Here is a 15,471-nt window from a genome sequence, read left to right on the forward strand (position 1 = left end):
GCTTACATAACCCGAACCTCATTAGAAAGGTGGACTTTCGTTGGAACCAAGTGGCATTTTGACCACAATCCTTGTCCCGTGTCCTAGCGATGACGTAATGGAGACCTCGGCTTCCTCGCCGTATTGCATCCGAATGCGGGCAATTGTGTTTTTTATGCCAATTGACGCGGTTTCCTTATTCAGAATGGTATCGATCTTCTCCGCGCTCATCCCTTTTCCGTTATCCGAAATCTCGTAAAAGCGCGTTCCGTCCTTTATCCAACCTCCAATGCGGATATGCCCGCCCGTCTCTATCTCGCTGAATCCGTGCAAAATCGAGTTTTCGACGAAAGGCTGGAAGATCAGCCTCGGCAATTTGTAATGGTAGAGGACCGGATCAAAGTCGCGGGAAACCGTAAATTTCTCCTCGAAGCGGACAAGCATGATATAAAAATAGTTGTTCATCCATTCGATTTCTTCCGATAGCTGGACTGCTCCCCATTCCTTGCGGGAGGTATAATGCAGCATGTTGGACAAGCAAACGAGCATTTTGCTTAATTCCTTCTGGTTATTTTCTATCGCGGTCCAATTCATGACATTCAACGTATTGTAGAGAAAATGGGGATTCATCTGCCTGTTCAGAGCCTGTATCTCCGCCTCCTGCTCTTTCAGCTTGATTTCATACACTTGCGTAACTAACGATCCGATGCGCCCATTCATTCGGTTGAAACGTTGAAGGAGCAGCCCGAACTCGTCATTCGAGCTGACGCTGACACGGGTCTGAAAGTCGCCCTCACCGACCGATCGCATCGCGATCATCAGCTTTTTGATCGGATTCGTAATTTTCCCCGAAATGAAATAAGCCAGCGCAAGCGCCACGATTGCCATGATGACCGCAAGAAGCACCGTCGACATCCGGATAATCGGAACGAGTCCGCCAATTAGGGCAGACTCCGGCGTCATGACGACGGACAGCCAGCCGGTTACCTGCGACCGGTCGAAGCACACAATCATACTTTCGCCGTCTAGCGTTATCCTTTTCGTTCCGCTGCCCGCGGGCTGCAGAACCTGAATCCATGACTCATCATATATTTGGGCAATACGCTGCGAATCATCGCTCGCCACTACGCGGTTATTCGTATCCAGAACGAGAAAACGGGAGTTAGTCGGTATACTGTCAACAAATAACGATTGCAATGTTTCATATTTGAAACTGATGGTCAGAATCGGCCGCTCGATGTTTTCGTCCAGCTTTCTCAAATTCGAATTGTTCAAATAAGAAAAATCCAGTAAGCGTGTAGCGGAAAATAAGTAGCGGAAATCAAGATTGCCTTCAGATAAATAAGGTTGGTTGTACATTTCAACAAAATCATACGTAGGATACCAGACCAATTTGCCCCCAGCCTCCTGCGCAGCTTGGTATATATCAGACTCTGCTGGGTTTCCTTGCGGAAGCTGCTGTCCAAAGGTGAAATAGGATGTCCACAATTGGTACGCATACACGTCGCTCATTTGCGAGAAGTAATTGCGAAGCACCTCCGTTACCAAACGGTCTGCTGCAAGCAGTTCGGCCTCGTCACCTGGGTTTAACGTATTGAACACATTGAATAATCCTTTATCAATGAACAAGGCCATGCTGTTCTGATCAATAATTCGCAGCTTCGTATCCATGACCTCATTGTTTTTCTTCACAATTTCGTACACATATTTCTGCGCTTGGTCGGTGACGACCTGAAGGCTTGTCCGATAAAACAACGTGCCGAGAACAAGCAGCGGAATGGCAATGAGCAGAAAGTAGCTGGCAAGCAGCCTGAATCGAAAAGTCTGCCTCATCCCATGTCGCTCCTCAGTGACGTCATATGCTTGTAGGACGCCGGGGACATGCCGTGATGTTTTTTAAATACCCGGCAAAAATATTTGGTATCCGAATAACCGCATGCGGAAGCAACCTCGTAGATTTTCCGGTTGGCATTAAGCAGGCTTTGGGCTTTGCGCATCCTTGCTTCGGCGAGATGATCGGAAAAGGTTCTTCCGGTCTGCTGCTTGATCCATGTGCTGAAATAGGACGGATTAAAAAAGAAGCGCTCCGCTGCGCGTTCTAACGTCAATTCCTCCTGCAGATGCTCCTCGATCCATTTCAAGCAATCCTCCGCAAGAGTCGCATCCTTCTCTGATTGGGAAGGCTGGATCGCTGAATAGACCTCTCTAAGTCGAAGCTCCAGCAGCTCCATGACCTCTTCAAAAGTTTGGCAAGCCGGTATTTCTATTGCCGCCGAATTGGAGAGAGCGCTTCCAATTCGCTGATCTACAAGGTTACGGCTTCTGCTTTTAAGCTTTATCAAGGTCAGCACCGCGCTTTCTTTAATTACAGCCGGGTTTGTATGGCCATTCGAAGCGAGGCTGCAGAATGCCTCCTGACAGAGCTCATTCGCCGTTGCGAGTTCGCCGCTTTGCAGATGCTTATAAAGCTTCTCGGTGTCCAACTGGAATGCCTCGTTTAGGTATAGCAGTTCGTCATGAAAAACCACAGCGTTCCAACACTCATAAAAGCTGTAGCTTTGCGCGGTTTGAGCATATCGGTAGGCCATAGGTCCTTCCGCTTGAACCGATTGACATTTCGCTCCGATGCCATGGGATATTTGCCCGTACATGATCCAGCGCGCTTCCAGACGCTCGGCATGGGAACGGATATCCGCACGCTGTCCAGCTGTAAGGACACCAGGAGCAAGTACAATCGTAATGGCCCGCACGAAGCTCTCGGCCAATGAATTAGGCGTGAATGAGAATGCCTCTCCGGCATTCGACCAGCACTGATTCAAGCTGTTTAGAAACGCATCGGAATCAAAGCTTCTCCTTTTGTCGGGATTGATGGCTATTTCCGTAAACACGATCATGCCTTCGCCGTTCAATCCTTCGATCTGATCCATCTCGGCAAGCTCATCAGGCGCCAAGTCGCCGTTCAGCCACTTCACGAGCAAGCGATTACGATAGGCTGACAGCGTTAAGTTCAATTTTTGTTTCAGTGCCTCCGATTCCGATAGCTGCTGCGATTCCATGCTCAGCTCGGATTCGATTCGGCGCAGAAGCTTCTCTACTTGATCGCTATCCACCGGCTTCAGAACATAGTCGTAAGCACCGTGATGAATTGCCGCTTGGGCATATTCGAACAGATTGTATGCCGTAACCATGACAACCTTCGGCTTTTGGCTCTCGTCCTGAAGCAGCTTCAGAAATTCAAGGCCATCCATGTTCGGCATGCGAATATCGGTAAGCACCATGTCAGGCTTCTCCGATCGAATGAGCTCAAGCGCAATGGCACCATCCTTGGCGACCAGAATCTGGTCGTCCGGCCGGAAGGACAATATCAGGTTCATCATGCCTCTGCGATGCCTCGGCTCATCGTCTACGATAAGGATTTTCATCTTGCTCCGCCCTCCTTTTATTCCCTAAATACTCTCATTATAAAGAAGAGGATCGATTAAAAGAAGGTCATTTTATTTGGAAAAGTGGACTTTCATTAGGTGGCGCACAAATCAGGTTTCTTGCAATAGTCCGAATCGGAAGCTAGTCCGTCAGAACAACGCATGATGCAGCATTTGAATACTTTTCTAAATGTAGAGCATTCTAAATGAAAAATAATGGATGTGACCTCTATGCATACGGTTTGGAAAGGCGCGATCAGCTTTGGCCTGGTCCATGTGCCTGTAAAAATGTTTACCGCTACAGAAGACAAGGACGTTCACTTCCGGAGCCTGCATAAAGACTGTGGCATGCCGATCTCCTACGCGAAAACATGCAGGCATTGCGACAAAGAACTCAGTCCTGAAGAAATCGTAAAAGGTTTTGAGTACGAGAAAGACAAATATGTGATTATTAAGGAAGAAGAACTCGACAGCATCAAGGACGAAGCCGAGAAAACAATAAAAATATTGGATTTCGTTGACCTTTCCGATATTGATCCCCTCTATTTTCAAAAAGCCTATTACCTCACTCCCGATATGACAGGCGCCGGAGCCTATAGCTTGCTTCTAGAAGCGATCAAGCAGACAGGCAAGATTGGCATAGCCAAAATTTCTATACGCAGCAAAAGCAGTCTGGCAGCCATCCGTGTCGTCGATAACTGTATTTGCTTGGAGACGATGTATTATCCGGATGAGATACGCGCTATTTCCCAAGTCCCTAATCTCCCCATGCAAACCGTTGTCAGCGAAAAGGAGCTCGGAATGGCCAAAGCTCTCGTGGAGCAGCTTAGCGAGAAGTTTGAACCTAGCAAATATACGGATGATTATCGCATAGCCCTGCTTGAATTAATTGAACAGAAGGTTGCAGGCGAAAGCATGGATGTCGTCACTGCTCCTTCTGGAAAAGGAAAATCGAATGTCATTGATCTCTTGGCAGCTCTGCAAGCAAGCTTAGACGCAACGAAGCCTTTGCCCGACACATCCCCTCCTAAGAGGAAACGAAAAAGCACGGCAAAGTCAAAGGATAACGTATCATGATAGCTGTCATGGAGCTCCCAAATGTTCCAATGGCACCCATCACATCTCCCGATATACCTACGGGTCCTGATTGGGTCTATCAAATCAAATGGGACGGCGTGCGCACGTTGGCCAGACTCGACGGCGAAGGCGGGGTAGAATTATTCTCCAAGCGATTAGAGCCTCGTAACACACTTTTTCCGGAAATTGTGGAATTGCTAAGCCCATTGCGAATCGGAGCTTGCTTGCTGGATGGGGAAATCGCATACTTTGATGGCACCCGGCCCAACTTTCAGCGCGTTCGTGTCGGCATACACCGCAAGAAATATGATGATAACCTTATATTCGTTGCGTTCGATATGCTCTACGATGAAGGACAGGATATTCGGCCTCTCCCCTTTAAAGAACGATTTGATCGGCTTACGGCTAAGCTTCCGGAGAAGCAGCCACGCTTATTCGTTACTGACTTGGTTTTCGATGGTCCAGCGCTGTGGGATTGGGTGAATACCAGGGAGTGGGAAGGCATTATTTCCAAAAAGCTAGATAGCCCGTATGTAGAAGCAAAAAAACATAAGTACTGGTTTAAAAAACGGAAGGAAGTACGAATCGTTGCGGACGTCGTCGGAATAAAACTCAAAGCCGGCCATGTTTCTAGCCTGATTTTAAGGTACAAGGACCGTTACGTCGGCCATGTTGCGGGATTAGATGCAGCTTCTAAAAAAGTGCTGATGCAATTCATGGAGCAGCATCCCGGAGACTGTCCTTTCCACGACCTTTCCGCTGGCATGAAAAAATCAGACGTTAGGTGGCTTAGCGTCCCCTTCCCCTGCAGGGTCACCGCTTTGGAATTTAGCGACTCAGGCTTACTTCGGCAGCCCAAGCTTGTGGGATTCGGAAGTGGCCATGAATGAGAGAAGGCGACAATGTGCGTGTTCGAGGGGCAAGAAAGGTTGGGAAAATCCGCAGTATTAAAGGCAGAAATGTGGAAGTAGAATGGATCTTCGAAAAAATCATGAGCAGTGGAAGCTTTAAACACATTGTCGAGTATGAAATAGATGATCTGGAAGGAGTTTAAAGGATGCCGAAGCAAGAATCATTAATGGTTACATGCATAGGTTGCAATCATGTCAATCAGATCCCGATAGGGAACCTATTAGATTACTCCTGTATCACATGCGGTAAATCTCCTTTACAGTTGAAAGAAACGGAACAAAAAACATTGGTGCATGAACTTGATGAAGCATCCAACGAAATGGATCGCGTTATCGGAAATGTCGTCAATGGCCGCATGGACTCAGAGATGGCGTCAGACTGGCTTGAGCATGAATCCAGTCAAATTGTAGAAACGCTCGATAAAGCGAGAGAGTTTATAGATGAAAGCGAAGAAACAGATATGCGTGGCGTTTATAATAAAATTCCAGATTTGCTCCAATGAACAATTGGCAGCCGTGGACGATAAGATAAAGTCCTCGGCTGCCATTGTTTTAGTCCAATGTAATCCATTTCATCGATTGATGATTACGATATTGGCTACTGCCGCACTTCGTGTAGCTAATTGAAAAACGGGTTGTTGTTGGCCGTTTGTGGAGCGTAAGCATTGGCCATGAGCTGCATGTCCGATGTTGCAAGCTGCGGTACTTGGTAGTAACTTCTTCTGTTCTGATACATAAAGAGCTCGTATGCCATTTCAATGAAATGTTGGACCTGTGAAGCAAGAACGCGACGCCCGGCAGGGTTTGTAACCTCCAATGCGCTCATCGTCAATAGCGAAGCATGCGATTTGACCAAGCCTAGCATATATGCGCTTATTCCCGCATCGTTTATTTCATTGAGCGATTGAATCGGCTTTTTAGGCGGAGCTTGCTGTATGCCGTAAACGGGTTGAACGATTTCATTTATGAGATAGGTTGCCGTATTCTGCTGCGGTCTTTGACCAGTCGAGAAGCATTCTACCGTCAGGTTGTACTGGGTGAGTGCAAAATGATATTGGCGGTCCAGTATGCTCAGCAGCTCGGCGTCTCGCACGAATTGCCTCATGATCATGAACTGGTCGAGTATATTAATCGAGCATGCCAATACCTCGTGCATGTCGAACATTTCATGCCCACCATGGTTATATTGCTGATTTCCTTGCTGATTGAAATTGTGCTGCGGTTGCTGATGCATGTTTTAGTCTCCTTTTTGCTTATGGCAGTGCAATCAGCTTAATATCCGTATCAGCCTTATAATTTATGCAGACGTGCATGATGTTGCTTCGTCATATTGTTACGAAACACAGGCTTAGCTTGACTGAGAATACATCAGTAAGCTGGATTGTCGAGTAAATCATGATAATTCCCTGTTTCAACATGTTATGTTGATTCCCTAAATCCAATAAAAAAAGCAGGTGCCGAGGCACCTGCTCATTCCTTTACGTAATCTATTGGTATAGAACAATCCAAAGCCGCAATAGAACGACTGCCGCCTCAGCTCTAGTAGTCAACCCTCTCGGTGCAAAATGATTATTTTCCCGTCCTTTTATAAGGCTGTTTTCATGAGCATCTGCAACATAATCCTTCCCTTTACGATTCCGAACCCTACCGCTTCGCAAATAGTAGCTTTTGCCCAGTGATTCGTTGTATCTACAAGACGATGACGATTCTCTTTCCTGCCTTCGCGTAAATTTCATTCATCCGTTCAATCAGTTGTTGAAGTGCAACAAACCGATCCATCGTGTTCCAGCTATCCATGAGCACATATGATGCAGAAAGGCCTGCAGCAATTGCCAGTTGCAGCATGGCGGCGATGTTTTCAGGAGCACTTTGCAGTGCTTCACTCCGACGCTTGTTACCAGACGAGCGTTTATCGATTCCCTGGGCGATGAATTTTATACTGGAGTTGTTATGGCTGAGAAGTGCAAAGTCAACCGAAGCGAAGGAGTGTCCATTTTTTACGCAACTGCTCCAAAGTTTTTATGTGCTCTTTCAGAAATAAGGGATTTTTCCCCAAACGAGAAAAAAGAGCCGCTCACATGAGCGACTCTCTCTGGATTACCGCGGGCGAAGAGGTTACCCCATCACCGTGTGGAATGCCAATGCGGGGCAATCCCCGTTATTTATTAGCCAAGAAAGCGGCTACCTCAGCGAGACGCGTAGCGAAGCCCCATTCATTGTCGTACCATGTCGCGACAGAAAGGAGCTCTCCTTCCACGTGCGTGAGCGGCAGATCGATGATCGACGTATGCGGGTCGCCAACGATGCGCGACGACGCCCATTGGCCTTCGAGCACGTCCATGACGCCTTTCAGGTCGCCTTCCCGCGAGGCGCGGCGGAACATATCGTTTACTTCCTGGACCGAGCACGGCTTCTCCGTAATGAGGTTCAGCTCAGCAATGCTGCCCGTGCGGGTCGGTATGCGGTACGCTTTGCCTGTAATCTGCAGATCCGGCCAGATGAACTTAAGCGCCTTGGCGGCACCAGACGACGACGGAATGATATTCTCTGCCGCAGCCCAGGAATCCCGGCGGTCACTCATTGGCTGATCCGTCAACGATTGCGTGTTCGTATAGGAGTGGACCGTGGAGAACAGTCCGAATTTGATTCCATAATTTTCTTTGACCAACTTGACGACGGCGGCCAAGGCGTTAGTCGTACAGCTAGCCATACTGATAATCCGGTGCTTGTCCGGATCGAAGCTGTCAAGGTTAATGCCTTTCAGCAGCACTGCGTCGCAATCGTCGAGGGATTTGCTCGGCCCGCTGATCAGGACACGCTTCGCGCCGCGGTCCAGATGCACCTGCGCAACGGAACGAACGACGGCGCGGCCCGTGCAATCGACGACGAGATCCACACCGAGCTTCTTCCAGTCCGGTACTTCCTGCGAGGAATTAATGTAAACAATTTCTCGTCCGCCGATGACCATTGCGCCCTCTTGGGCAGATACGTCCTCGTGCCATCGCTTATAGTTGGAATCCACTTCAAACAGCGCGGCAAGCGTGCCTACATCCTTGATATCCGATACCGAAACTGGAACGAAAAGCTTGTCTTGAAGCGCGACGCGCAGCAGTATTCTACCTATGCGGCCAAATCCGAAAATCGCAATTTTACCCATATTCCTCAGCCTCCATTTGCATAATGTTATCGACGGGTATAGTGTACGCTATTTAGACGCCGGAAGTCCAACGATGGCCCTTTTCCATTATTCGTACCTTACCCTCTATATTTGAAATAATAAGAAAATACCGCTATGTTAATGATTAGAGGCCATACGATTCGTGAAATAAGGAATTTCATACCATTACGAAGGCTAACCCGGCAGCTATCATGCCTGGTTAACTTATTGTTCTTCATAAGTTCAAAAGTTAGTTGGTAATGGGCGAAATCGTCAATTCAACTAAGCTTCCTTTAAATGTCAGCATCCTCGGACAAATTGAATGATGCATATGGTCCATCATTACCTTAATTCCAAAAAAAGCCACTAATCTAAACCACCAATTTTTGTTCAGACCATCTGTACATCCTGGTAGAAACATTTAGCTGCCGTGATATCCTTCGTATATATATTGGCGACAATTCGTTTGACCTTCATTTCAAGCCTCCCAGACATAATTTACTCCAATATTCTATCCGTTAGTGTATTGAAAAAATAGCTACCACATAGCTGTTTAAAACGGCTGAGACTATCGTTCCCCATAGCTCTACTCTATTTCTTCTCAAAACAGTTTTCACAATCAAATTCAGTCCAGGAATGTAATAACTTTATTCCGCAAACTCCACAATTCCTATCCCCCGAATACCAATAACCTGTTTTAAGGAATAATTTAATGTTTCTTTCCCATTGAATGAACTCTTCATGTGTTCGTGGGAGAACATGACCATCCTCATCGACCGGGCAGGATGGTTCATTTCCTGCTAAAAAACCTTTAATCCAATATTTTGTGGTCAAAGGCATATCGCCTATCTCCCCAAGTGAAACATTGAAGAATGTATCTTTTTGTGGGCAATACGCGAATATTCTTCCATGAAAAGTATGTGGGTTTCCCACAATGAAGTGCTTGCCGCTGCAATGTTCTTTAAAGGTGAACCACAGTTCTTTATCAAAATCATGATTTTTCAAATGCAATCCACCTATCCCATAATCTTATCTTAATTATTCTTAATAAAATCCAACTTCCCTCCCCATTAGCACAATAACAAGAGAATACAAAGATATAAAAAACTCCATACAGCACCATGCAGAGAGGTTTCCTCGAATTAAAGATTTTCATATCTCGTTTTTCCTTTAGGAGCTCCCCCGCTTCCCTAGGTAGGCTTTGAAATGATTGGCTAAGAGGCATTCCGTTAGCCTGTCATTCAATACCGACAGTATCGTTCTGTCGATTGTTATGCTAGAGTTTACCAGATGCTGAGGGGTAATTCTTTCAATGATTGATTTTGTTTGTCTTGGGCTTTAAACTTCATATTAGAGCGTCCTCCTGGATGATGGGATTTTAAGGGCTATGACCTATTGCGTGCTCCCATCGTACCGAGGCGCTCTTCTTTTTGCAAAGCTGATAATTAACGCTCTACAGGAATGCTAACGTTCCCTGTTAGCTTAATAAATCGGCATATAGGATACGACATAATCAAAACCATATGAGTAGCCTTCGTACACTTTCGTTTCATCCCACGTGTCTATGAATAATGCTACGTTTTTCATTTCTACTGTTAGTAGCTCAGCATCAAAACCATCACCAAATACTTGTCTAAGCTCCCCTGGGTCATCTTGTACGAATTATTAAAGAAAATCCAAAAACCAGCAATGGTTGTTTTTTCAATATCATTTTTAATGACCCATTGTCGAATTTCTTTATCCATTATTCTATCCCCTCTATGTAATTATACTGCCCGTCCTATTTAAGTTTATATGTGATATCCTGTGAATTTGCGAGAATTCGGGAGAAAACTTAATTCTCTTAGGGAGCTTAATGTAAAAATGGAGCAGTTGCCGATGCAACTGCTCTAAGGTGCGTTGAACTATTTTTGACATTGACTAACAAGAACTTAATCCGTGAATAAATAAAGCCCTCAATTCAGGTTAAGAGATCCTAATAATCTCTTTTCGTTTATTAAATTAAAACGTATTGTATACATTTTCACATTCTTTCGCAGTCGGTTCATAAAAACAATGCTTCTTCCATCGTCCTACGAACGGCTGATTATACCAAGTTGGCGGACACGGTCCGGGATTTTCAAACGATCCTGGACGGAAATACCATAGAGAGAATTTTGCTGGCCAATTCCGTTCCCCATTCACAGCCCGTTGCGCCAGACGGCGTTCCCTTTCTCTCGCGTTTTGATAATACATACTATGTTGCAACGCTTCGAACGCATGCGGCTGGTTGATCATTTGGGGAATTGTCCGGATATCTTTAAAATCGGAGCAATTCCCTCTTATTCGGTTAATGCCAACATTTCCAACAAGGAGCATGCCCATTTCACCTTCGGTCTCAGCTTCAGCTCGAAGCAACCTTGCCAACATATCAATATCCTGTTTCCTGGCTTTTACGACTGCCATTGGCTCACCTCTTTAGATTTCTAGACTCATCATATTGTAGGCGAAGCGGATGTGTTACTCTGGCAATAGATAGCGATAATAAATGGCCGTTCCACCACACTATTTTTCCCGTTAGGATTCCTGTAGAGCGTTAATTTTGTGCTTTGCATAAAAACGAGCGACTCCGGTAAGATGGGGTAGTCACGGGACATAGCCCTTTAGCCATCTTAAGGAGTTCGCTCTATCTTAAATTTTAAAGCTCAAGCCAAACAAAATCAGCTGCTCGAACGCATTTCAACCCAGCACCGTGTCGTTGGCATCGATAGCGCCCAGCAGTCCCATGTTGCTCGCGCTGTCAATTTCCGTGGAATCATGCTCGGCGCTCCGCTTCAAATCTCTTACAACGATGCCGGCTTTGTTCAACTTCTGCAGTGGATGAAAGATATGCAGGAAACGCACCGACTTATCGACACCATCCTCGGCATGGAACCAATCGGCCACTACTGGCACAGCCTCTCTTCCTGGGTTAATGACCGCAGTCTAGAGGCCGTATTATCCTGTCAAATAGCTTAATAAAAATAGAAGTAGTCTGCCTATGGCAAACTACTCCCAGTGTTCATTGAACTAACGTTTCCGTTAGTGAACGTGCAACAGAGTTTAATCGATGTTATGCAGGTATTGCAGGAGCCTCTTCAGCATGACCGCCGCCTGCGCCCGCGTCGCATTTTCCGTCGGCGCGAAACGTCCGTCTTCCATCCCCTTCATGACGCCGGCTTCTGATACAAGGGCTACCGCCGATTGCGCCCAGGAAGAGATGGAGTCGCGATCCGTGAACGCAGCCAACGGACTTTCCGATCCGCCATCTCCATCGATTACATGGCCGGTGAAGGTTAAGGCTCTGCCGATAATCACGGCCATTTGCTCTCGGGTAATCGGGTCGTTAGGCGCGAAACGGTCCGCACTTATGCCGGTCGCCAGTTTGTTCGCCACCGCCGCATTGACCGCTGGCGAATACCACGCGGATGCAAGGACATCTGCATAATGGGAACTGTCCTCGTCCTCCTTCACCGACAGCCCCAGCCCTCGAACGAGCAAGGCCAAGAATTCTGCCCGAGTAATGGTACCATCGGGCGCGAAAAGGTCAGCCGTCGCGCCGTTCACCAACAGCTTGGACGCTAAATGATCCACATCCGCCTTCGCCCAGTGTCCGGTTAAGTCGGCGAAAGTTCGTGACTTCACGTCTACGACCGTGTAGATGCTGTTATGCGGCACATTCAGAATCGCTTCCGTTGAGCCGTCGGGTCTGGTGCCCAGCCGCGCGGGAACAAAAACGACTGTTCTGGTCGCCGGATCATACTGAACGGCAACCAGGTTGCGGTTCGCCACCTCCCCGTCCAGTTTAATCGTCCGAACCATATAGGTTCCCCCGAAATTTTGCACTTCCGTCGTTTGCCCGTTCGATTCCGCCGTCACCTTATAATCGATGACGCCACCGAATACGGTAAATCCTTGAGAGACGCCGATCCGTTCGATCTCATGTCGAATATCCTCGCCGGCATGCTCCTGAATGATGCTCACGGTCAAATCCGATGCTTCCGCATCGAGACGTTCCGCCAAATCGGCCAGGTCGAGCGCACTTATTCGCAATTGATAGCTGGATCCATTCAGCTTCGCCTCAATAATCGCATTCGGATAACCTTTGGCCATCTCCTTGATCCAAGCAGCCGGAAGGCGTGTCTGCACGGCATGCTCTCGATCGTTTATCTCAATCGTGATAATTGGTTCCTTCGCCTCTCTCAAAAGCTCCAGCACTCGTTCCCGCATCAGTTCAGAGAGGATGACCTGTTCGATCACCGTGCCGTCAGGACGTGTGACTTGTTCGATGTCGGACGAACCAACAAGTGCGGTAATCCCGCCATCCGGATTAATTGTCACGTTGGAATTCGATGCCGGTCGATCACCGCCAACCGAAGGAGACGGTGTTGAGATACCGGTGACGGCAAACACCTTCACTGCATCATTGCCTGCCTCGTCTCGGGCATATACGGTATAATCGCCGTTCGCAAAGACAGTAAATCGAGGCTCTGACAAAATATCGGTTCCGTCTGTTCCGTCTGCGAAATCAGCCGCGTTGAGATTGCCTTTCAGCCATCGGAGCACCGTCAGTGTATTGCCAGCCGATGCACCGTATACGCTTACCGCCGCTCTGATCACTTGCCGCGTCGATCCGTCAGGCTCAGCCGTCAGCGTAACATCAGGCTCCTTCGCCACGATGTAGATTCCGCTCGTTTCCGGTGTCCCGTACGCCAGAGAAGCGGCTCCGCCTGAGGAGCGTACGATGCTGGCGCCGTCCGGAAGCTCAAGTGCGGCGGCAACTTCGATACCATCCGCATCTACAATTCCGGCTGGAACTTCGTACTCGAAGGTCAGCTCCGTCAATGCCTCGTTACGCGTTCCCGTATATGCGGCGTACACCGTCCGAGTGTCGGAGCCGGTACCGACCGTAAGCGAAATAACTGGCGTCCCGGCAACGATTACTTCATATCCATAGCGTACCGTAAAAAGAAGGATATGGTTCGGACCGTACAACCGATTGGCCGGTGCCGTAAGCAATAACCCCACCCAAGCGTCTTCGAACGTCGCCTTCGCCATTTCCAAATCGGCCACGGCATTATCCAACTGACCCTGAGTTTGGTTCAGCGCATCGCCCGCGATCGCCTGCGCGGCGTTAATCGCTGCCTGCAAAGCGCTGCGATCGATCGCCGACGCTTGTCCTACGCCTGTGCCCTCTGGATGGCCGGCCAGCATCTGGGCAGCATCCACCAACAAGTCTTCCAAATCCGTCGCATCTCCTGCCGGAATAATCGCGGCTTCGAACGTATCCATTGCCGCTTCCAGATCGGCGACGGCAGCATCCAACTGACCCTGAGTTTGGTTCTCCGCGTCCTCGGCGATCGCCTGTGCGGCGTTGATCGCTGCCTGCAAGGCGCTACGATCATTCGCCGACGCTTGTCCTACGCCTGTGCCTTCTGGATGGTCCGTCAATGCCTGCCCAGCGTTCGTCAACCGTGTATTGAGCATCGATGAATCGCCAACCGGCACGATGGCTTGCTGAAATGCCGTAATCGCCGCATTCAATTCGCTTGTTGCCGCATCCAACTGACTTTGCGTGTAATCGCTAGCGTTATCTTGAATTTGCCGTGCCGTATCGATGGCTGTTTCAAGCGCGCCGCGATCGCCACTTGACGTCTGCCCTACTCCCGTGCCTTGCGGATGATCCGTCATCGCCTGTTCCGCAACGGTGATCGCTGCACCAAGCGCCGTCGGATTGCCGGATCCGATGATCGCGGCATTGAAGGCTTGAATCGCTGAACTTAACGAGCTGACGGCAGCATCCAACTGACCCTGAGTTTGGTTCTCCGCGTCCTCGGTGATCGCCTGCGCGGCGTTAATCGCTGCCTGCAAAGCGCTGCGATCGCTCGCCGACGCTTGTCCTACGCCTGTGCCTTCTGAATGGCCGGCCAGCGTCTGGGTTGCATCCACCAACAAGTCTTCTAGATCCGTCGCATCTCCTGCCGGAATAATCGCGGCTTCGAACGTATCCATTGCCGCTTCCAGATCGGCAACGGCAGCATCCAACTGACCCTGAGTTTGGTTCTCCGCGTCCTCGGCGATCGCCTGCGCGGCGTTGATCGCTGCCTGCAAGGCGCTACGATCATTCGCCGACGCTTGTCCTACGCCTGTGCCTTCTGGATGGTCCGTCAATGCCTGCCCAGCATTCGTCAATCGTGTATTGAGCATCGATGAATCGCCAACCGGCATGATGGCTTGCTGGAATGCCGTAATCGCCGCATTCAATTCGCTTGTTGCCGCATCCAACTGACTTTGCGTGTAATCGCCAGCGTTATCTTGAATTTGCCGTGCCGTATCGATGGCTGTTTCAAGCGCGCCGCGATCGCCACTTGACGTCTGCCCTACTCCCGTGCCTTGCGGATGATCCGTCATCGCCTGTTCCGCAACGGTGATCGCTGCACCAAGCGCCGTCGGATTGCCGGATCCGATGATCGCGGCATTGAAGGCTTGAATCGCAGAACTTAACGAGCTGACGGCAGCATCCAACTGACCCTGAGTTTGGTTCAGCGCATCGCCCGCGATCGCCTGCGCGGCATTAATCGCTGCCTGCAAAGCGCTGCGATCGTTCGCCGACGCTTGTCCTACGCCTGTGCCCTCTGGGTGGCCGGACAGCGTCTGGGCAGCATCCACCAACAAGTCTTCCAGATCCGTCGCATCTCCTACCGGAATAATCACGGCTTCGAACGTATCTATTGCCGTTTCCAAATCGGCGACGGCTTCATCCAACTGATCCTGAGTTTGGTTCAGCGCATCGTCGGCGATCGCCTGCGCGGCATTAATCGCTGCCTGCAAAGCGCTGCGATCGTTCGCCGACGCTTGTCCTACGCCTGTGCCCTCTGGGTGGCCGGACAGCGTCTGGGCAGCATCC

General features: G+C 48.9%; 15 protein-coding genes. 4 read left to right on the forward strand and 11 right to left on the reverse strand.

Annotated features, from left to right (window positions below; genetic code table 11):
• Window positions 1–21 precede the first annotated feature (21 nt).
• Window positions 22–1,812 (reverse strand): cache domain-containing sensor histidine kinase, encoded by a 1,791-nt coding sequence (locus tag AC0YN3_RS06395; RefSeq protein ID WP_475774229.1) that lies wholly within the window; start codon window positions 1,810–1,812, stop codon window positions 22–24.
• On the reverse strand, window positions 1,809–3,401 hold the full coding sequence (locus AC0YN3_RS06400; protein ID WP_475774230.1) for a response regulator transcription factor: 1,593 nt from the start codon (window positions 3,399–3,401) through the stop codon (window positions 1,809–1,811). Before AC0YN3_RS06400 ends, AC0YN3_RS06395 begins: the two co-directional genes overlap by 4 nt.
• A gap of 231 nt (window positions 3,402–3,632) precedes the next feature.
• Here AC0YN3_RS06400 and ku point away from each other — a divergent pair, with 231 nt between their 5' ends.
• The 4 genes from ku to AC0YN3_RS06420 are packed head-to-tail and all read left to right on the forward strand — an operon-like array spanning window position 3,633 to window position 5,892.
• On the forward strand, window positions 3,633–4,478 hold the full coding sequence (gene ku, locus AC0YN3_RS06405; RefSeq protein ID WP_475774231.1) for a non-homologous end joining protein Ku: 846 nt from the start codon (window positions 3,633–3,635) through the stop codon (window positions 4,476–4,478).
• Window positions 4,475–5,368, forward strand: coding sequence for an ATP-dependent DNA ligase (locus AC0YN3_RS06410; protein ID WP_475774232.1), 894 nt, complete (start codon window positions 4,475–4,477; stop codon window positions 5,366–5,368). Before ku ends, AC0YN3_RS06410 begins: the two co-directional genes overlap by 4 nt.
• Entirely contained in the window at window positions 5,365–5,532 is a 168-nt protein-coding gene (locus AC0YN3_RS06415; protein WP_475774233.1) for a hypothetical protein, read from the forward strand. Before AC0YN3_RS06410 ends, AC0YN3_RS06415 begins: the two co-directional genes overlap by 4 nt.
• 3 nt (window positions 5,533–5,535) lie before the next feature.
• Entirely contained in the window at window positions 5,536–5,892 is a 357-nt protein-coding gene (locus AC0YN3_RS06420; RefSeq protein WP_475774234.1) for a hypothetical protein, read from the forward strand.
• A 116-nt stretch (window positions 5,893–6,008) separates the two neighbouring features.
• Here the strand turns inward: AC0YN3_RS06420 and AC0YN3_RS06425 are convergent, their stop codons facing one another.
• The 9 genes from AC0YN3_RS06425 to AC0YN3_RS06465 form a co-directional block, all read right to left on the reverse strand.
• On the reverse strand, window positions 6,009–6,623 hold the full coding sequence (locus AC0YN3_RS06425) for a spore coat protein (protein ID WP_475774235.1): 615 nt from the start codon (window positions 6,621–6,623) through the stop codon (window positions 6,009–6,011).
• 253 nt (window positions 6,624–6,876) lie between these two features.
• Window positions 6,877–7,125, reverse strand: coding sequence for an S-layer homology domain-containing protein (locus AC0YN3_RS06430; RefSeq protein WP_475774236.1), 249 nt, complete (start codon window positions 7,123–7,125; stop codon window positions 6,877–6,879).
• A complete protein-coding gene (locus tag AC0YN3_RS06435) occupies window positions 7,079–7,234 on the reverse strand; it encodes a hypothetical protein (RefSeq protein ID WP_475774309.1) in 156 nt (51 codons plus the stop codon). The genes AC0YN3_RS06430 and AC0YN3_RS06435 overlap by 47 nt, the downstream gene beginning before the upstream one ends.
• Window positions 7,235–7,547: 313 nt before the next feature.
• Complete coding sequence (locus tag AC0YN3_RS06440) at window positions 7,548–8,546, reverse strand: type I glyceraldehyde-3-phosphate dehydrogenase (protein WP_475774237.1); 999 nt, start codon at window positions 8,544–8,546, stop codon at window positions 7,548–7,550.
• Between the two features lie 591 nt (window positions 8,547–9,137).
• Window positions 9,138–9,551, reverse strand: coding sequence for a hypothetical protein (locus tag AC0YN3_RS06445; RefSeq protein WP_475774238.1), 414 nt, complete (start codon window positions 9,549–9,551; stop codon window positions 9,138–9,140).
• A gap of 590 nt (window positions 9,552–10,141) precedes the next feature.
• Window positions 10,142–10,291: a hypothetical protein gene (locus AC0YN3_RS06450; protein WP_475774239.1), complete on the reverse strand. Its 150-nt coding sequence runs from the start codon at window positions 10,289–10,291 to the stop codon at window positions 10,142–10,144.
• Window positions 10,292–10,547: 256 nt separating this feature from the next.
• Window positions 10,548–10,991, reverse strand: coding sequence for a cell wall hydrolase (locus AC0YN3_RS06455; protein ID WP_441943093.1), 444 nt, complete (start codon window positions 10,989–10,991; stop codon window positions 10,548–10,550).
• A 273-nt stretch (window positions 10,992–11,264) separates the two neighbouring features.
• On the reverse strand, window positions 11,265–11,480 hold the full coding sequence (locus tag AC0YN3_RS06460; RefSeq protein ID WP_475774240.1) for a hypothetical protein: 216 nt from the start codon (window positions 11,478–11,480) through the stop codon (window positions 11,265–11,267).
• 147 nt (window positions 11,481–11,627) lie between these two features.
• Window positions 11,628–15,471: S-layer homology domain-containing protein (locus AC0YN3_RS06465; RefSeq protein ID WP_475774241.1), on the reverse strand; the 3,844-nt coding region annotated here is incomplete at its 5' end.

This window comes from Paenibacillus sp. J22R232 (genome assembly GCF_056269165.1).